At 67.0% G+C, this 17,514-nt stretch carries 15 protein-coding genes; 9 read left to right on the top strand and 6 right to left on the bottom strand.

Going from position 1 to position 17,514, the window contains the following annotated elements:
• Positions 1-82: 82 nt before the first annotated feature.
• The 5 genes from V3B25_RS05850 to V3B25_RS05830 all read right to left on the bottom strand — a co-directional run bounded on the left by V3B25_RS05850 (position 83) and on the right by V3B25_RS05830 (position 8,389).
• Positions 83-2,605: a sulfite reductase flavoprotein subunit alpha gene (locus tag V3B25_RS05850; protein ID WP_201117466.1), complete on the bottom strand. Its 2,523-nt coding sequence runs from the start codon at positions 2,603-2,605 to the stop codon at positions 83-85.
• 648 nt (positions 2,606-3,253) lie between these two features.
• Entirely contained in the window at positions 3,254-3,817 is a 564-nt protein-coding gene (locus V3B25_RS05845) for a TlpA disulfide reductase family protein (protein ID WP_121504276.1), read from the bottom strand.
• Positions 3,814-6,195, bottom strand: coding sequence for a protein-disulfide reductase DsbD (locus tag V3B25_RS05840; protein ID WP_329810293.1), 2,382 nt, complete (start codon positions 6,193-6,195; stop codon positions 3,814-3,816). The genes V3B25_RS05845 and V3B25_RS05840 overlap by 4 nt, the downstream gene beginning before the upstream one ends.
• Positions 6,192-6,530: a divalent-cation tolerance protein CutA gene (cutA, locus tag V3B25_RS05835; RefSeq protein ID WP_010481118.1), complete on the bottom strand. Its 339-nt coding sequence runs from the start codon at positions 6,528-6,530 to the stop codon at positions 6,192-6,194. The genes V3B25_RS05840 and cutA overlap by 4 nt, the downstream gene beginning before the upstream one ends.
• Before the next feature lie 68 nt (positions 6,531-6,598).
• A complete protein-coding gene (locus tag V3B25_RS05830; protein ID WP_329810292.1) occupies positions 6,599-8,389 on the bottom strand; it encodes an endonuclease in 1,791 nt (596 codons plus the stop codon).
• Between the two features lie 357 nt (positions 8,390-8,746).
• Here V3B25_RS05830 and V3B25_RS05825 point away from each other — a divergent pair, with 357 nt between their 5' ends.
• Both V3B25_RS05825 and groL read left to right on the top strand, forming a co-directional pair.
• The gene (locus V3B25_RS05825) at positions 8,747-9,034 is read left to right on the top strand and encodes a co-chaperone GroES (RefSeq protein WP_006396661.1); all 288 of its coding nucleotides are present in this window, start codon (positions 8,747-8,749) and stop codon (positions 9,032-9,034) included.
• Positions 9,035-9,115: 81 nt separating this feature from the next.
• A complete protein-coding gene (groL, locus tag V3B25_RS05820) occupies positions 9,116-10,765 on the top strand; it encodes a chaperonin GroEL (protein WP_014038666.1) in 1,650 nt (549 codons plus the stop codon).
• Positions 10,766-10,853: 88 nt separating this feature from the next.
• Here the strand turns inward: groL and V3B25_RS05815 are convergent, their stop codons facing one another.
• Complete coding sequence (locus V3B25_RS05815; protein WP_049423431.1) at positions 10,854-11,777, bottom strand: LysR substrate-binding domain-containing protein; 924 nt, start codon at positions 11,775-11,777, stop codon at positions 10,854-10,856.
• Between the two features lie 246 nt (positions 11,778-12,023).
• Here V3B25_RS05815 and V3B25_RS05810 point away from each other — a divergent pair, with 246 nt between their 5' ends.
• The 7 genes from V3B25_RS05810 (at position 12,024) to V3B25_RS05780 (ending at position 17,127) form a co-directional block, all read left to right on the top strand.
• A complete protein-coding gene (locus V3B25_RS05810) occupies positions 12,024-12,659 on the top strand; it encodes a glutathione S-transferase family protein (protein WP_049423429.1) in 636 nt (211 codons plus the stop codon).
• 13 nt (positions 12,660-12,672) lie between these two features.
• Positions 12,673-13,701 carry an LLM class oxidoreductase gene (locus tag V3B25_RS05805; protein WP_049423492.1) on the top strand — a complete coding sequence of 343 codons (1,029 nt, stop codon included), beginning with the start codon at positions 12,673-12,675 and terminating at the stop codon, positions 13,699-13,701.
• Between the two features lie 55 nt (positions 13,702-13,756).
• The gene (locus V3B25_RS05800; protein WP_049423427.1) at positions 13,757-14,257 is read left to right on the top strand and encodes a MarR family transcriptional regulator; all 501 of its coding nucleotides are present in this window, start codon (positions 13,757-13,759) and stop codon (positions 14,255-14,257) included.
• Entirely contained in the window at positions 14,254-14,994 is a 741-nt protein-coding gene (locus V3B25_RS05795; RefSeq protein WP_329810291.1) for a DNA alkylation repair protein, read from the top strand. Before V3B25_RS05800 ends, V3B25_RS05795 begins: the two co-directional genes overlap by 4 nt.
• A gap of 55 nt (positions 14,995-15,049) precedes the next feature.
• The gene (locus V3B25_RS05790) at positions 15,050-15,388 is read left to right on the top strand and encodes a DUF6616 family protein (RefSeq protein ID WP_121504284.1); all 339 of its coding nucleotides are present in this window, start codon (positions 15,050-15,052) and stop codon (positions 15,386-15,388) included.
• 112 nt (positions 15,389-15,500) lie between these two features.
• On the top strand, positions 15,501-15,758 hold the full coding sequence (locus V3B25_RS05785; protein ID WP_071227876.1) for a hypothetical protein: 258 nt from the start codon (positions 15,501-15,503) through the stop codon (positions 15,756-15,758).
• 295 nt (positions 15,759-16,053) lie between these two features.
• Positions 16,054-17,127, top strand: a complete 1,074-nt coding sequence (locus V3B25_RS05780) for a 3-deoxy-7-phosphoheptulonate synthase (RefSeq protein WP_049423420.1) — start codon at positions 16,054-16,056, stop codon at positions 17,125-17,127.
• Positions 17,128-17,514: the final 387 nt, after the last annotated feature.

The raw sequence follows: 17,514 nt of genomic DNA, 5'->3' as shown, positions 1-17,514 counted from the left end.
TGGACCCTGCCCCGGTCTGGCCGCCCGGGGGCCGGCACCGTCGATGATCATGCCGGCCAGCGGCCGGCACTACCCTTGTGGCTCAGTACACGTCGCGCCGGTAGCGCCCGGTCTCCAGCAGCGTTTCCACAACCTCATCGCCCAGCGCAGCGCGCAGCACCTGGTCCACGCCTTCGGCCATGCCCTGCAGCGAGCCGCAGACATGAATCACCGCACCACGCTGCATCCATTCGCGCAGCGCATCGGTGGCGGCATGCAGGCAATCCTGCACGTAACCACCTTCGCCATCGCGCGAGAACGCCAGGTCCACCCGCGCGAGATGGCCATCGGCCTGCCACGCTTCGATCTCGTCGGCGAACAGGAAGTCGTGCGCGCGCTGGCGCTCACCGAACAGCAGCCAGTGCCCGTGCTCGCCTGCATGGGCAGCTTCGCGCAACAGGCTGCGCAGACCCGCGATGCCGGTGCCGTTGCCGATCAGCACCATCGGCGCACCGCCAATGCGATGGAAACCGGGGTTGCGATGCACACGGGCCACGATGCTGGCACCGACCGGGGCATGCAGCGCCAGCCAGCCCGAGCCCAGCCCGGCTCGACCCGACAGGTCATGCACCAGGCGCACTACCAGTTCCACCACTTCATCACTCGTGGAGGAGGCGATGGAGTATTCGCGTCCGGGCAGCGTTGGCAATCCGGACAGCCACAGGCAGGCATCCTGCACCGCCAGTGCGGCGTCGGCCTCGGGCAGCTCGCGTTCACTGGCCAGCGCCAGCAGGGTGCGTGGGTGGCCGTCCACCAGCAGCGGCTGCAGCGGATCCAACCCCTGTGCCTTCAACACGGCGCTGGCATGCCGTGCGTTGTGCCGGGGCGCGATATGCAGGATGTCGCCCGCCTGCCACTGCACGTCGGCCGGTGGCGCAAGACGGATGCGCCAGATGGCACCACCGATGCTGCCCGGATTGAGCCGGTCGCGGCCGAGGAGCCGCCACTCATGCATCTGCGTGGCCGCCGGCAGCACGCTGTCATCGGTGACGATGCCGGTCAGCGCGCCCAGCTGCAGCTGCCATTGGCGCAAGGCCGCTACCGAGGCGGCATCGACTTCGACGCGGTCGAACAACGGGCGCGCGCCGTTGCCGAGCAGCCAGCCATCAACCTGGCGACCGAAGCCGCAGTAGTGCGGGTACTGTCGGTCACCCAGCGCCAGCAGTCCAAACTGCAGGCCTGACAGGTCGAGTGTCTGTGCCATCAGCCGTCGTGCAGCGCCTCGCGCCGCATCCGGTGGCTCGCCGTCGCCGAAGGTGCTCAGTACCCACAGCACCTGCGCGGTGCGTGCCAGCTGCGCGGCATCAACGCGGGCCAGTGGCAGCACCTGCACCGCATGACCGGACGCCTGCAGCTGCGCGGCGGCGCGCCATGCCAGTTGTTCTCCCAGTCCACTCTGGCTGGCATGCACCACCAGCCACGGCGTACCACCGCCATCGGCAGGCGTTGCTGGCAGCGACTGGCGCAGGTCACGCGCGGCGCGCTGGCTGCGGCGGCGGTCCAGGTAGAGCATCCAGCCGGTGATGAAGAACAGGCTCATGCCCAGGCTGCTGAGCATCACCACGACACGCCCGGGCACGCCGAAGTAGCTGCCCGAGTGTAGCGCGAACACGCTGGTGGCCAGCTGCGCGCCGGCGCCCTGGCGCGCATAGGGGCGGGCATCGAGCGTGGCCCCCGTGCCTGGGTCCAGCTGCAGCAGATCATGCGCGCGGTCATGCTGGCCGCCGCGCTGCGACGGATCACCTGCCATCACCCGCACGTTCAGTGCCTGCCCCGGCTTCTCCGGCAGGCGCAGGTCGATGTAGCCGGTGCGCACGCCGGGCAGTGCGTACAGCGTGGCTTCGATGCGTTCCAGGTTCAGGGCGGCGTCGGTGGCGACCTTGTGCCTGGCGGCCGGTGCGACGCCCAGCAGGGTGTTGGCGGCACTGCGATACCAGTCGAACGACCACCACAGGCCGGTCAGCGCACTCATCAGGTAGATCAACAGCACCCAGGTGCCGACCACCGAGTGCAGGCTCCACAGGAAGCCACGGCCGCTGCGTTTCCATTCCACCGCCAGCCAGCTGCGCCAGTGCCACCAGCGCCGCGGCCAGCGCAGGTAGAGCCCGGACAGGGTGAAGAACAGCAGCGCGATGGCACAACTGCCGGTGATCCATTTGCCGCGCTCGCCGGCGGCGAGGTGGCGATGCAGATCCTCGACGAAATCGAAGAACGCCTGCCCGCGCAGGGCGCTGAAGCGCTCGCCGGTGTACGGATCGAAGTAGACCCAGTGTTCCTTGCCACCAGCGAAGCGCGCCACCGAGGGCCGTTGCCCGGTGGCATCCACGCGCAGGCGTTGCAGGGGGCGATCACTGCCGGCCTGCAGCAGCGGCACCAGTTCGCTGAGTTCAAGCGGAAGCTGGCCGTCGGCATGGTGCTCGGCGATCTCGGCGAAGCCGGGATTGGCCGCCCGCAGCAGTTCATCCTCGAAGGACAGCACGGCGCCGCTGAGGCCCATCACGGCCAGCACGGCACCGGCGGTGATGCCCAGCAGCCAGTGCAGTTGGAACAGGACGTTCTTGAACATCGAAGGAGGAGGGCCTGGAAGGCTGCCGCCCGCATCCTGCGCAACAGCAAATGAGAATTAGTCGCGGAATTCTCCGTGGCGCCCCGGCTGCGGTCAAGCAGGGGATATCGGCCGGGCGGCGCCCGGCACCCGCGGTAGTGCCGGCCGCTGGCCGGCAACCTCAGAAGCAACAGCCGAAGCAACAGCGGGTTTCCTGTGAGGAGGCGGGGGGGGGGGCCGGTTGCGGGGGACGGCGTGAATACGTCCATGTAGCCTCGGTCGCGCCATCCATGGCGCTCACGCCCCCTCAACCGGACCCACCCCGCCTTCGACAGTTTCCTGCGATCTGTCGGAAATACTTTTGGGGTCAGATCCGTTTTCCGCAGGAAAACGGATCTGACCCCGGAATTTCATTCGATATCTGACAGATGTGTCGACCAAGGTCGACACCTACCAACAGCCGCGAAGATCTGTCAGAGGTGGGGCGGTGTCGGAGTGCGGGGTGTCAGCCGCATGGATGCGGCTGCCAAGCTTACAGGGATGTACTTGCAGCGTCCCCGCACTCCGATACCGTCCCGCCAACCCACGGAATGCCCGCTTTGGCTGTTGCCGTTGCCGTTGCGTTGCATTGAGCAGGGTGCAGGGCTGCAAGCCCTGCAAAAAACACCCTCACTTCACCCAGCTGTCGATCTCGCCGTGGGCGAACGGCCCCAGCTTCGCCTTCACCAGCCGGCCCTGTGCATCGAACAGCACGCTGTAGGGCAGCAGGCCCTGCGTATTGCCCAGCTGCACGCTGGCATCGCGTGGCCCGGGTGTCTCGATCACGATCGGGTAATCCACCGGTACCCGCTGCAGGAAACCGCGCACGTCTTCCGGCGTATCCAGCGCCAGGCCAAGAACCTGCACACCGTTGTCGCCCTGGGTGTGGGCAAAGCGCGCCAGTTCAGGCATTTCTTCAACGCAGGGCGCGCACCAGCTGGCCCAGACATTGATCAACAGCGGGCGGCCGGCAGCGTGCTGGCGCAGGTCCAGCGGTCGGCCTTCAAGATCGGGCAGCGACAGCGCGGGCAGGCTGTCGCCGACCTGCAGGGCGGGTGCCACCGCCGCCACCGCAGGCGCCGCTGGCATGGCCTCAGGCGCAGCCGGCGCGGGAGCCAATCGATGCCCGGCCCACAGGCCGAGGCCGGCGGCCAGCACCGCTGTCCACAGCAGCGCTGGCCGTTGCCATTTCATCGTGCGGTGCGCAGCAGCGCTTCCTCGACCACCGCCTGGGTCAGCAGGGTCGGCAGCACGGTCGGCGGTGCGCCGGGGCCGTACACCACGTACAGCGGCACGCCCACGGCCTTGTGCTCTTCCAGGAACGTGGTGATCTGCGGATCGACGTTGGTGTAGTCACCGCGCATGTACACCGCGTTGGTGCGCTTGAGCAGTTCCTTGAACTCTGGGCGCGACAGCACGGCGCGCTCGTTGGCCTTGCAGCTCACGCACCAGTCGGCGGTCATGTTCACGAACACCACGCGGTTGTCGGCGCGCAGGCGATCCAGCAGCTGCGGCGAGTATTCGACCACGTTGTCAGTGGCCGCCTGTGCGGCACGCGCCGGCGCTGCCAGCTGGGTCACGCCCCAGGCCGGAACCAGGGCACCGATCGCCAGCAGCACGCCGAGCAGGGTGACGGCGCGCGAGCCGGTCCAGCGGTTGCGTTCAAACAGCCACAGACCGAAGGCCAGCAGCAGCAGGCCACCCAGCACCAGCGCCATGCCGTCCACGCCGCGCTGCTTGCCCAGCACCCACAGCAGCCACAGCACGGTGGCATACATCGGGAAGGCCAGCACGTGCTTGAGCGTTTCCATCCACGGGCCCGGCTTGGGCAGGCGGCGCGCCAGCGCCGGCACGAAGCCGATCAGCAGGAACGGCAGGGCCAGGCCCAGGCCGAGGAACAGGAACACGGTCATCGCCTTCAGCGGGGGGGCAATGAACGCGTAGGCAATCGCGCCGCCCATGAACGGGCCGACGCAGGCACTGCCGACCACGCAGGCCAGCGCACCGGTGAAGAAATCACCGGCCGGGCCACTGCGGCTGGCCAGCGACTGGCCGAGGTTGCCGATGCCGCCGCCGAGGGTGAACACGCCGGACAGGCTCAGGCCCACCGCGAACATGATGTAGGCCAGCGCCGCCACCACGCCCGGGTGCTGCAGCTGGAAGCCGATGCCGACGGCGTTGCCGATCGCGCGCAGGCCAACCATCAACGCACCGATCACCGCGAACGCGACCAAGACGCCCAGCGTGTACCAGAGGGCATGGCTGCGCGCGCGCTGCGGGCTTTCGCCACTCTGCGCCAGGCTCAGGACCTTCAGCGACAGGATCGGCAGCACGCAGGGCATCAGGTTCAGTACCAGGCCACCGGCCAGCGCCAGCAGCAGGACCCATACGAACGAACGGTCCGGATTCGGCGTGGTCACCGGCGGTCGCGTGCGCAGCGCGTTGTCGCCCTGTGCATCGGCGGCGAACTCACGGCTGGCGGTGCCGTCACCTGCAGCAGGGGCCGTTGCATCCGTATTGGGCACGGTTGGCAGCAGGCGCAGTGGCGCGCCGTTGGCGGCTTCGCGTGGTGCGCCGTTGGCAGCAGGCAGCGGGCTGATCACCTCATTGCGCGGTGGCGCCTGATCGGCGCTGCTGCTGACCTTCCCGGCCGGAATGGACAGCTTCACCCGGCGGGTCATCGGCGGGTAGCAGATGCCATCGGTCTGGCAACCCTGGAAGGTCACCACCAGAGTGCTGTCGACCGCATCGGCGATGGAGCGGCGCAGCGGCAGCGGCACTTCCACCTGGTTGAAGTACACCGAGACATCGCCGAAGTGTTCGTCGCGATGCGACTGTGCGGCAGGCCAGCGCAGCTTGTCGGCCAGCACCCCGGTGCTGCCGTCCAGCTTCACCGAAGTGCGGTCGCGATACAGGTAGTAGCCCGGCGCCGGGCTGAAGCGCAGCAGCAGGGTATTGCCGTCGCTGGCGATGGCGTCGAAGCCGAACGCCTGCTCCGACGGCAGCGGCAGCGCCTGGCTGTTGTTGGCCGCGCCCGGCAGGCGCAGGCCACCGCTGTTGCCGGCACCGGCCAGCGGGTTGTTGAACGGGCTTGCGGCACCGGCACGCGCGGCAGGCACCGCGGCCGCCGCACCGGCACTGGGCAGGGTGACCTGCACCACGCGCTTCTGCGGCGGGTAGCAGACACCGGCATCGGCGCAGCCCTGGTAACGCACTTCCAGGCTGATGGTGCCGGCGGCATCGGTCGGCGTGCCGGGCAGGGTGGCCTGCAGGCGTTCGCGATAGGTTTCGACTTCGCCGAAGAAATCGTCGTGGTGCTTGTCGCCCTTGGGCATCTGCAGCGCGCCGGCATTGAAGGCCGGATCCGCCTTGACGCCGGTGCGGTGGCGATACAGGTAATAGCCCGGTGCGATCTTGAACTGCAGTTGCACCTGGCCACGCTCGGCGGCGGTCGCGGTCAGTGCGAACGCCTGGTCCACCGGCAACAGGTCTTTCTCATCCAGGGCGAACGCCGGCAGCGAGAGCCACAACAGGGCGCACAAGGCGGCGCCACGCGCAAACAGAGTCTTCAATCAGTGTCCTCCCGGGTCTGTGCCCGGATCCAGTCCAGATACGCCGGCAGGCCGGCCCGGGTTTCGACCGCAATGCACTCCGGGAGTTCATACGGATGCAGTTCGACGATCCGGGCAATCGCGTCATCGACGCGACTCGCGGTGGTTTTCACCAGCAGCTGCAGCTCGGCGTCGGTGGTCACCTCGCCCTGCCAGCGGTAGGTCGACTGCGCGCCATCGAGGCGGGTCACGCACGCGGCCAGGCGCTCGCCGACCAGCGCGTGCGCGATGCGCTCGGCACTGGCCCGGTCCGGGCAGGTGGTCAACAGCAGCAGGACGGGATCGACGGTCGACATGACCGTCGAGTATAGGGCCGCCGCCGGGTCAGGGCCCGGCGGCGGCAGTGGACCGCTGCGTTGCGCGGTCAGTTGGCCAGCTGGCAGGAGGCCGGCTTGGCCGAGGTGAACAGGCCCGGGGTCGCCCACTCGGGGTGGTCGATGAACGGGTTGCGGTTGCCCTGGAAGCTGTAGATCACGTCGTTGCGGGCACGCTCGGCTTCATCCGGCGGATCGGACAGGTGCCAGTCGATCAGCGTCGAGAGCAGGCCCATGTAGGCCGGCGAACTGCTGGTCTTGACGATCCTGCTGCGGTCGTCGGTCAGCTCCAGGTCCGGCTCGGACTGGCCGGTGGCCGCATCCTTGCCGCCCTCGTAGCGGATCGCCATGTACATCACCGCACGCGCCATGTCGCCCTTGCGCTTGCCCCACACCTCGAAGGTGCCGGTGTTGCCGTCCGGCGTGCGCACCCAGTTGGAGTTGCCCGGGTAGCCGCCGCTGCCGCCGCCCTGGCCGTTGTTGGCCTCGGTGGCACGCTCGCCGCAGTTGGCGTCGCACTTGCCGAACGGCTTGTTGCCACGGTCGGCGTTCCACTGCGCGTCGGTCAGGTACAGCATGTGGGTGTCGGTGTACGGCGCGTACGGCAGGCCCTTGTCGCCGGTGGTGCTGGCAAAGCCCAGCGAGTTCGGCCAGGTGTGCTCGCGGTTGTACTTCAGGCCGCCGCCGCTGCCGGCGCGGTCGGTCACCTTGGCGTAGCTGCGGTTGCGGTACGCATCCAGGATCCTGCCGCTGTTGTTCGGATCCTCGTCGGCGATTTCCAGGATGGTCCAGGTGCTGGTGTCCGAGCCGCTGTACGGGTAGGCGGTGTGGCCCTTGATGGTGGCGTGCAGCGAGCAGCGCAGCTGGCTGGGGCTGCTGGTATTGACCTTGGAGTAGTAACCGGCCGGCACGCCCGGGTTGCCCGGGTCCGGATTGCCGCCGGTGCTGGCCACGGTGAAGGCGATGCGGCTGTCGGCGGCGGGGTGCGCCCCCTGCAGGTCGGTGATGCGCGCGGCGCGGATGTCGAAGCGGCAGGCTTCACCGGCCACCAGCGCGGTGTTGGTGGACAGCTTCACGCTGCGGCCGCTGGCCGGGTAGGTCAGCGGCACGCTGCCGGAGGTGCCGCAGCTCAGGGCGAAGGCGCCGCTGGCCAGGTTCACCGTCTCGCTGAACACCACTTCCAGGTCGGCGGCGGCCGGGAAGGTGCTGCTGCCCTGCGCCGGGGTGGTGGTGGAGACCGACGGCGGCGTGTTCGGGCCCGGGGTGCCGCCGCCGCTGAAGGTCTGGCCGTTGTTGCAGCTGCCGAAGGTCTGCCTGGCCGACTCGGCCCAGGTGAAGTGGGCGTACTGGCTGCCGCTGCCGGTCAGCTGCAACGAGGTGCCGGGGGCCGTGCTGTTGGTCTCGGCCACCGGAATGTTCTGGCTGGTCATGCCGGCGGCAGGGCCACCGGAGGCGGTGATGGCGCCCTCGTAGCTGAGGAACTGGACCACCTTGCCGCTGGCATCGACCAGGGCGATGCCGTCGTTCGGACCGTTCTGCAGGCCGTTGGTCGGGTAGCTGACCACGGCCAGGGTGGCGCTGCCGCAACCCGCGGCGGTGCCGGCCGGGACCGGATTGTTGGCGTAGACCGTGGCGGCTGAAGGATTGCTGCCGTTGTAGAGATAGAGGCGGTAGCCGGACAGGTCCTCGCCCGCGGTAGCGACCACTTCGATGGCTTCGCCGACGTCACCGGCGGCGGTGCTGTCGTCGTAGTGCAGTTCGTTGATGAAGACCTCGGCCTGGGCCGGCGCGGCGGCCAGCGCCAGCAGGCAGGCGGCGGCAAGCGGGGACAGCAATCGCATCGACTACTCCTTGTGATTGGGAATGCGCGGCCGAGCCTAAGGCCGATCCAGTGACACTTTGTCGTAAATGAACGTCAGATATCTGACAGTGCGACGCGAGTCACCAAAAGTCGAGGATTCCAGAGACAGGGTTGCCGCGTTGCACCGGCATCCAGGCCTTCACATGGGCGCAGATCGAGTGGGCCCGGGGCAGTGAAATTTTTTCCGCGAGCGGCCTTGAAAGGTCCGGGGCCAGCTCCATCTCTGTCCTGCTCCCGATTCATCGGGCTTTTTCGCGAGCAATGCTGGCAGTCACCTGGGGTGAGTGCTAACATCGCCAGACTTTTTCAGACCAATCAATAACTTAAGAGGTCTCTCATGAGCATCAAGCCGCTGCACGACCGCGTTGTGGTCAAGCCGATCGAAGCCGACGAAATCTCCGCCGGTGGCATCGTCATTCCGGATTCGGCCAAGGAAAAGTCCACCAAGGGTGAAGTCGTGGCCGTCGGCCCGGGCAAGCCGCTGGACAACGGCAGCGTGCGCGCGCCGTCGCTGAAGGTCGGCGACAAGGTCATCTACGGCCAGTACGCCGGCAGCTCGTACAAGAGCGAAGGCGTCGAGTACAAGGTCCTGCGCGAAGACGACGTGCTCGCCGTCATCGGCTGAGCCTCGGCGCGACCTGTTTCAACCTGATCCCCAAATCCCAGCCGCCGGGCATCGTCCGGCGCTACCAATGAGGTAATTGCAATGGCTGCCAAGGATATTCGTTTCGGTGAAGACGCCCGTTCGCGCATGGTGCGCGGCGTCAACGTTCTCGCCAATGCCGTCAAGGCCACCCTGGGCCCGAAGGGCCGCAACGTCGTGCTGGAAAAGAGCTTCGGCGCACCGACCATCACCAAGGACGGCGTCTCCGTCGCCAAGGAAATCGAACTGGCTGACAAGTTCGAGAACATGGGTGCGCAGATGGTGAAGGAAGTTGCTTCGCGCACCAACGACGACGCTGGCGACGGCACCACCACCGCCACCGTGCTGGCCCAGGCCCTGATCCGCGAAGGCGCCAAGGCCGTGGCCGCCGGCATGAACCCGATGGACCTCAAGCGTGGTATCGACAAGGCCGTCGTGGCCGCCGTTGCCGAGCTGAAGACCATCTCCAAGCCGACCGCCGACGACAAGGCGATTGCCCAGGTCGGTACCATCTCGGCCAACTCGGACGAGTCGATCGGCCAGATCATCGCTGACGCGATGAAGGAAGTCGGCAAGGAAGGCGTGATCACCGTTGAAGAAGGCTCGGGCCTGGACAACGAGCTGGACGTGGTCAAGGGCATGCAGTTCGACCGCGGCTACCTGTCCCCGTACTTCATCAACAACCAGCAGTCGCAGACCGCTGACCTGGATGACCCGTTCATCCTGCTGCACGACAAGAAGATCTCCAACGTCCGTGACCTGCTGCCGGTGCTGGAAGGCGTCGCCAAGGCCGGCAAGCCGCTGCTGATCGTTGCCGAAGAAGTTGAAGGCGAAGCGCTGGCGACCCTGGTGGTCAACACCATCCGTGGCATCGTCAAGGTCGTGGCCGTCAAGGCGCCGGGCTTCGGCGACCGTCGCAAGGCGATGCTGGAAGACATGGCCGTGCTGACCGGCGGCACCGTGATCTCCGAAGAAGTGGGCCTGTCGCTGGAAAAGGCCACCATCAAGGACCTGGGCCGCGCCAAGAAGGTGCAGGTCTCCAAGGAAAACACCACCATCATCGATGGCGTGGGTGACAAGGCTGCCGTCGACGCACGCGTCGGCCAGATCAAGACCCAGATCCAGGACACCTCCTCGGATTACGACCGCGAGAAGCTGCAGGAACGCGTGGCCAAGCTGGCCGGCGGCGTTGCCGTGATCAAGGTCGGTGCTTCGACCGAAATCGAAATGAAGGAAAAGAAGGATCGCGTCGACGACGCCCTGCACGCTACCCGTGCAGCCGTTGAAGAAGGCGTGGTCCCGGGCGGCGGCGTGGCCCTGGTCCGTGCGGTCACCGCACTGGCCGGCCTGAAGGGTGCCAACGAAGACCAGAACCACGGCATCCAGATCGCCCTGCGCGCGATGGAAGCCCCGCTGCGCGAAATCGTGGCCAACGCCGGTGAAGAACCGTCGGTCATCATCAACAAGGTCAAGGAAGGCACCGGCAGCTTCGGCTACAACGCCGCCACCGGCGAGTTCGGTGACATGCTGCAGTTCGGCATCCTGGACCCGACCAAGGTGACCCGTTCGGCGCTGCAGAACGCGGCCTCGATCGCTGGCCTGATGATCACCACCGAAGCCATGGTTGCCGAAGCTCCGAAGAAGGACGAGCCGGCCATGGGTGGCGCCGGTGGCATGGGCGGCATGGGTGGCATGGGCGGCATGGACTTCTAAGTCCCCGCGTTCGCCCCGCAATGAAAAACCCCGCCGCAAGGCGGGGTTTTTTTGTGGCCGGCTGCGATGGCATCGCTCTCCGAGCGGCTCATCCTGCGTCCTGCAGGGTGTGTGTGCCTGCTGCCTGCGGCGTCATCAGTGCTGCATGCAACCAGGTCATGAAAGCAGGTATCGCAGCGTTGGCCTCGCCGTCCGCACGCGTCACCGCGTAGTAGGCGAAGGCCTGTGGCCAGGGCTGGTCGATCACCACCTGCAGCCGGCCATTGGCGAGTTCTTCGGCCGCGTGGATGTCGCGCACCAGGGCGATGCCTTGCCCGGCCACCGCCGCGCGGATCAGCAACAGGTCGTCATCGAACGCAGGGCCGCGCTCCAGTCGTTCATCGCCGGGCAGATCCAGTGCCTGGAACCACAGCCGCCAGTCGCTGCGGTCGGCGTCCTGCAGCAGCGGCAACTGCAGGCAATCCTGCACCGTACCCACGGCAGGCGCGCTGGCCAGCAGCGCAGGGCTGGCCACCGGCAGCAGTACCGGTGCCATCAGGTGCTCGGCATGCAGGCCAGGGTAGCGGCCCAGTCCATGACGGATCGCTATGTCCACCCCCTCGCGGCGCAGGTCGACCAACGCCGCGCTCGCATCCAGCTGAACGTCCACCTGCGGATGCAACGCACTGAACCCGCCCAGTCGCGGCGCCAACCACTGTGCGGCGAAGCTCGGTGCCGCGCTGATGCGCAGCGTGCACCGTGTTTCCCAGCGTTCGAGTGTCTGCAGGCTCTGTGCGATCTGATCGAAGGCCTGCAGCAGCTCCGGATACACGCGCGCGCCGGCTGCACTGAGCACCACGCCATGCCGGGTGCGGTCGAACAGGCTCACGCCCAGCCGCTCCTGCAGCTGTCGAAGCTGCTGGCTGATTGCACCAGGTGTCACCCCCATCGCATCGGCGGCGGCGGTCAGGCTGCCATGGCGGCCGGTTTCAACGAAGGCCCGCAGGCCCAGCAGCGGCAGCACCGCACCCATTTCCACTCTCCTGTAACCGCGTCGGCACGCGCCGCGCTGCGACAGCATATCGACCGCACTGCAGCCTGTCGCGCGCGCGTCGCGCACGTTGAGCCCCGCTCAACTCCCCGTGCAGAAGACATCGTTTCCCCGCGACTCAGGCCCTTCCTAGACTGCCTGCACGGCTGCTGCAGCGCCCGTTCCCGCATCGCCCGGCCACCTTCAACGGCCGGTGCATGCCGTCGCTCCCTGCCGTCCAGGATTCCCATGAACGAACCTTCGCTGCACCTGTACTCCGACAGTTCTCCCAATGGCTTCAAGGCCACCATCGCACTGGAAGAGCTGGGTCTTCCCTATCGCCTTCACCACGTCCACATCGCCGATGGTGAACATCGCCATCCCGACTTCCTGCGGCTCAACCCGCATGGCCGCATTCCCGTGCTGGAAGATCGCGCGCGCGGCATCGTTGTCTTCGAGTCGGCGGCGATCCTGATGTACCTGGCCGAACAGGGCAATGCGTTGCTGCCTTCCGAACCGGCTGCGCGCTGGGAGACGCTGACCTGGCTGATGTTCCATGCCGCCAGCGTCGGCCCGATCCTCGGCCAGCGCGTGCACTTCGAGCATTTCGCACAACAGCCCGATTCCGCGTCAATCGAACGCTACCGCCGCCTGAGCGACGAGCTGTTCGGCGTACTCGACCAGCGCCTGCAGGGACGCGAGTGGTTGGCTGGCGATCACTACTCGATTGCCGACATCGCCCACTTCGGCTGGCTGCACATCGCCCGCATCATCGGCATCGATTTGTCGCGGCATCGCCATCTGGATGCGTGGTACGCACGGGTTGCCGCACGCCCTGCGGTACAGCGCGGCGTGCAGCTGCCCGAACCGGCCACCGGACCGTAAGGAGGCGATGCTGATGAATGATTCCATTGCGATGCCGGGCGCATCGGCGCCCGCCTTTGCCACGCACCCGGGCTACCAGCGCATGTTCCGCGCCGACGCGCTGACCCTGGGCATCTACCTGCCGCTGCGCTTCTACCAGGGCGACATGGCCGTGCTGCAGGGCCAGGCGCGGCTGGTGGAGGAGATCGACCGCCATGGCTTCGCTGCGGTATGGGTGCGTGACGTACCGCTGTTCGATCCGTTGTTCGGCGATGCGGGGCAGCTGTTCGATCCATTCACCTACCTTGCGTGGCTGGCAGCGCGCACACAGCGCGTGGCCCTGGCCACCGGCAGCGTGGTGCTGCCACTGCGCCATCCGATCGATCTGGCCAAGGCCGCGGCGTCGATCGATCAGCTGTCCGGTGGGCGGCTGGTGATGGGTGTGGCGTCCGGTGATCGACCGCTGGAGTTCCCGGCCTATGGACTGGAGCACGCGGCGCGCGGAGAGCGTTTCGCCACCGCAATGAACGAGATGCGCCGTTGGCTGCAACCGGGCACGGATGGGCGGATGACACATGCCGGTGCCGAGCAGGGCGTGCAGTTGCTGCCGCCCACGGTCAGTGGCCGCGTTCCGCTGATTGTCACCGGTGGCGCACGCCAGCCATTGGAATGGATCGGCCAGCATGCCGATGGCTGGTTGACCTATCCCGAGGCCACCCATGACGATGCCGGCCCGCAACGGCTGGCCGCGAAGATCCGCGCGTGGCGCGCGCTGATCCCGGACGGCGGCTTCCGCCCGCACGTGACCAACGAATGGATCGACCTGGTGGATGACCCGGATCATCCACGCACGCCGCTGCAGGGGGGCTATACCCTGCGCACCGGCCGCAAGGGCCTGATCGACCTGCTGCAGGCCTGGCAGCGGGCCGGCGTCAACCATGCCGCACTGGGGATCCAGTTCGCCGAGCGGCCTGCCGGCGAGGTGCTGCAGGAGCTGGCCGAGGAGGTACTGCCGTTGTTCCCGTCGCATCCCGGGCCGGCGGCGAAGGTGATGGACTGGTAGCCACGCCGAAGGGGATGGCATATGATTAGTCGCCTAATCATATGCTCATCACGAGATGATCGAAGCCAAGTACCATGCCCTGATGGATGAGGCGCAGCGACGCGGCCATGCCAATGTTGCGCAGCTGCGCCTGTGCTTCCAGCTGCTGTCGTTGTCGTCGTCCATCGACCACGATTGCGCCACCCGGCTGGCGCCACATGGGCTCAGCGAAGGGCGCTTCATCGTGCTGTTCCTGCTGCACGGCGCCGGTGGCACGCTGCCGCCCCATGAGCTTGCCGAGCGCGCTGGCGTCACCCGCGCCACCATCAGCGGCCTGCTCGATGGCCTGCAGCGCGAAGAACTGCTGCAGCGTCGCAGCGATGCTGAGGATGGCCGTCGCCTGCAGATCGTATTGACCGCACGGGGAAAACGCTTGGCCGAGACACTGTTTGACCAGCACACACAGTGGATCGGTGGCCTGTTCAATGGTCTGGATACAGATGAACAGCAGCAGCTGTCGCGGTTGCTGCACAAGGTCTGGCAGCACACCGATGCTGGACGAGAGTCTGCAGCATGAGCCCGGCGATTGCGGCGCAACGCCTGCATGAACTCAACACCGGTCGCGTTGCCACCACCCATCTGGCCGAATGCCTGGCAGTGGATTTCGCCGCGTTGCTGCAGGTGGTGGCGCCTGAGCTTGCACCGGAAGCGCTGCAACGCATGCGGGATGCCTCAGGCAAGGGCATCACGCTGCGCATGGCCTTGGCCGCGCAACTGCTGCGTGAGGCGGGGCAGGGCGCGCCTGAGTTCTGGCAGGATCACAGCTCCGATACCGTGCGTGGCTGGGCCTGCTATCTGGTCGGCAGCGATGCCCGCGCAACGTTGGCAGAGACGCTGCAGCAGATGCGCACGCTGGCCGATGACCCACACTTCGGTGTGCGCGAATGGGCGTGGCTGGCGCTACGCACGGACATCGTTGCCGCGCCGATGCAGGCGCTTGAGTACCTGCAACCCTGGACACAGGAAACATCGCCGTACCTGCGCCGCTTCGCCTGTGAAGCGCTGCGCCCACGCGGTGTCTGGGCCACGCATATCGCACTGTTCAAGCAGCATCCGGAACTTGCGTTACCCATGTTGGAAGCACTGGCTGACGACCCGGAACGCTATGTGCAGGATTCGGTCGGCAACTGGCTCAATGACGCCGGCAAGACTCAGCCGCAGTGGCTGCGCCAGCTGTGCACGCGTTGGCAGCACGAGCGCCACAGCGACGCCAACGCCTACATCCGCAAACGCGCATTGCGCTCGTTCCGGTAGTGCCGGCCGCTGGCCGGCAACCCCGCAACCTCGTAAACCTCAAGGAAGAACCACCATGTCGCACACCTTCATCGAGCTCTACACCGCCACACCTGCCTGGACCGCACTCCCACCCGAGCAGCGGAATGCCTTCTTCGCCCGTATTGGCGCTGGCATGCAGCAGTTCGATCCAGCCCGCATCACGCCGCTGGCGATGGGCCGCATTGCCACGGGCGTACCGCACGGCAGCGATGAGCAGTTCTATGCGGTCTGGCGCTGTGCAAGCCGCGAGGAGGTCGATGCGCTGGTGGCCGGCATCGCCGCGACCGGCTGGCATGCGTACTTCACCACCACCCATGCGGTAGGCGCGATGGACAGCATGGCCCAGCACCTGGCCGACCTGGCCGCCCTGTAGCGGGGCGGCAGACGCCGGCAGATCCCGGGCCTCGGCATGGGAGGCACATGCGCCTGTCACCCAGACACGGTAAACAGGACATTGCCCATGTCCATCCGCAGGGAAGTCGATCATGCAGAGCACGCTCCAGGTCACGCTGTTCGGCCCTCTTGGCGACAGCCCGGCGTTGCAGTTGCCGGGCTTGGAGGGGCCGTCGGTGGCCATTCCGGAATCGGTCCTGCGGCGGTTGGTTTCCGACCTCTACACCGCGCGTTCCCTGCTCAACCCCGAGCAGCTGGACGAAGCCAGGCAGGAGCTGGACCGCGTGCTGGAGCGCTGGGCCGACATCCATGAGGGCCTGCTGCTGGATGTGGAAGTGCATGGTAAATGAGCAACTTTGCGTGGCTGCCGCCGCGTAGGCATGGCTGGTGCGCACCTCGCTGAACCGCGTCCCCAGTTGCGGATGAAACATTTTGCACTGCGCAAAAGCTGTGTTATCAATAGATCCCATGAACGCAGCCCCCACCAGCTTTTACTGGTATTACTTTCCGAAGCCACTGGCGGAGGAAGGACTGCGCTCACCCTGAAGAAAGCTTCAGACGCATTCCCGAAAGCCGCCAGCGAACCTGGCGGCTTTTTTCATGCCGCCACGCTGGGGACCCCCAACGTTCCGGAGATCTCCCGCAATGCCCCCGCACACCGACGACCTGCGTATCCGCACCATCGAACCGCTGACACCGCCTGCCCAGCTGCTGGCGATGCTGCCTTGTGACGATGAAGCTTCCGACACCGTCAGCGCCTCGCGCGCGGCCCTGCACCAGATCCTGCACGGCCGTGACGACCGCCTGGCGGTGGTGGTGGGCCCGTGCTCGATCCACGACCCGAACGCTGCCATTGAATACGCCCAGCGCCTGAAGCCGCTGCGCGACGCACTGGCCGGCGAACTGGAAATCGTCATGCGCGTGTACTTTGAGAAGCCGCGCACCACGGTGGGCTGGAAGGGCCTGATCAACGACCCGGACCTGGACGGCAGCTTCAGGATCGACAAGGGCCTGCGCATCGCCCGCGGCCTGCTGCGCGACATCAACAAGCTCGGCCTGCCGGCCGGTGTCGAATTCCTCGACGTGATCTCGCCGCAGTACATCGCCGACCTGGTGGCATGGGGCGCGATCGGCGCACGCACCACCGAAAGCCAGGTGCATCGCGAGCTGGCCTCGGGGCTGTCGTGCCCGGTCGGCTTCAAGAACGGCACCGATGGCAACGTGAAGATTGCCGCCGACGCGGTGGGTGCCGCGTCCAATCCGCATCACTTCCTGTCGGTCACCAAGCAGGGCGGCACCGCCATCGTGTCGACTACCGGCAACCCGGATTGCCATGTGATCCTGCGCGGCGGCAAGCAGCCGAACTACGACGCAGGCAGTGTTGCCGAGGCCTGCCAGGTGCTGGCCAAGGCCAAGTTGCCGACGCGTCTGATGATCGACGCCAGCCATGCCAACAGCCTGAAGAACCCGGAGAACCAGCCGAAGGTGATCGACGACATCGCCGTTCAGCTGGAAGACGGCGAGCAGCGCATCGTTGGCGTGATGATCGAGAGCCATCTGGTCGGTGGCCGCCAGGAACTGGTGGAAGGCCAGCCGCTGGTCTATGGGCAGAGCATCACCGATGGCTGCATCGACTGGGACACCACCGTGACGGTGCTGGAGCGACTGGCTGCGGCCGTGCGCGCCCGTCGGGACGTGAAGGTGTCCGAAGCAGCTTGATGGAAGCCGCCTGAGTGCGGCACGTGTGTGGATGGCGGCCAGCGCCTGCGGGGGTGCGGCCGCGATCAGGGCCGGTCGGAGTTGGAGACCGGCCCATCTGCACCGGCGATGCGCCTGGCGCTGCGCATGAGCGACAGCGCCAGGTACATCGCCGGGGTGGCAGTAGATCCACGCCATGCGTGGACGATTCGCCGTCCCCGGCAATGACGGCTACTACCCGCTGGAGGCCACATTTGTCGCGGGCCCGTCGGGTCGCACCCGGCACGCCAAGTGGTCCAGTCCGCACAGTGCGATGATCCGCCTTGGACACGTAGAGTCGGGGGGGGGGGGCGGGGGGCGCGGGGGCCCCCCCCGGCGGCCGGCACCGACCCGGGCAACACAAAGGCC

Origin of the sequence: Stenotrophomonas sp. SMYL8 (assembly GCF_036320065.1) — a bacterium.
Taxonomy (GTDB): domain Bacteria; phylum Pseudomonadota; class Gammaproteobacteria; order Xanthomonadales; family Xanthomonadaceae; genus Stenotrophomonas; species Stenotrophomonas maltophilia_A.
Note: the sequence above shows the minus strand (reverse complement) of the source record. Positions and strands in the feature narration are given on the sequence as shown.

Excerpts from the sequence above, each read along its gene's own strand:
- V3B25_RS05850 (WP_201117466.1), bottom strand. The coding sequence starts at position 2,605 with ATGTTCAAGAACGTCCTGTTCCAACTGCACTGGCTGCTGGGCATCACC.
- V3B25_RS05845 (WP_121504276.1), bottom strand. The coding sequence starts at position 3,817 with ATGAAATGGCAACGGCCAGCGCTGCTGTGGACAGCGGTGCTGGCCGCC.
- cutA (WP_010481118.1), bottom strand. The coding sequence starts at position 6,530 with ATGTCGACCGTCGATCCCGTCCTGCTGCTGTTGACCACCTGCCCGGAC.
- V3B25_RS05830 (WP_329810292.1), bottom strand. The coding sequence starts at position 8,389 with ATGCGATTGCTGTCCCCGCTTGCCGCCGCCTGCCTGCTGGCGCTGGCC.
- V3B25_RS05825 (WP_006396661.1), top strand. The coding sequence starts at position 8,747 with ATGAGCATCAAGCCGCTGCACGACCGCGTTGTGGTCAAGCCGATCGAA.
- groL (WP_014038666.1), top strand. The coding sequence starts at position 9,116 with ATGGCTGCCAAGGATATTCGTTTCGGTGAAGACGCCCGTTCGCGCATG.
- V3B25_RS05815 (WP_049423431.1), bottom strand. The coding sequence starts at position 11,777 with ATGGGTGCGGTGCTGCCGCTGCTGGGCCTGCGGGCCTTCGTTGAAACC.
- V3B25_RS05810 (WP_049423429.1), top strand. The coding sequence starts at position 12,024 with ATGAACGAACCTTCGCTGCACCTGTACTCCGACAGTTCTCCCAATGGC.
- V3B25_RS05805 (WP_049423492.1), top strand. The coding sequence starts at position 12,673 with ATGAATGATTCCATTGCGATGCCGGGCGCATCGGCGCCCGCCTTTGCC.
- V3B25_RS05800 (WP_049423427.1), top strand. The coding sequence starts at position 13,757 with ATGATCGAAGCCAAGTACCATGCCCTGATGGATGAGGCGCAGCGACGC.
- V3B25_RS05795 (WP_329810291.1), top strand. The coding sequence starts at position 14,254 with ATGAGCCCGGCGATTGCGGCGCAACGCCTGCATGAACTCAACACCGGT.
- V3B25_RS05790 (WP_121504284.1), top strand. The coding sequence starts at position 15,050 with ATGTCGCACACCTTCATCGAGCTCTACACCGCCACACCTGCCTGGACC.
- V3B25_RS05785 (WP_071227876.1), top strand. The coding sequence starts at position 15,501 with ATGCAGAGCACGCTCCAGGTCACGCTGTTCGGCCCTCTTGGCGACAGC.
- V3B25_RS05780 (WP_049423420.1), top strand. The coding sequence starts at position 16,054 with ATGCCCCCGCACACCGACGACCTGCGTATCCGCACCATCGAACCGCTG.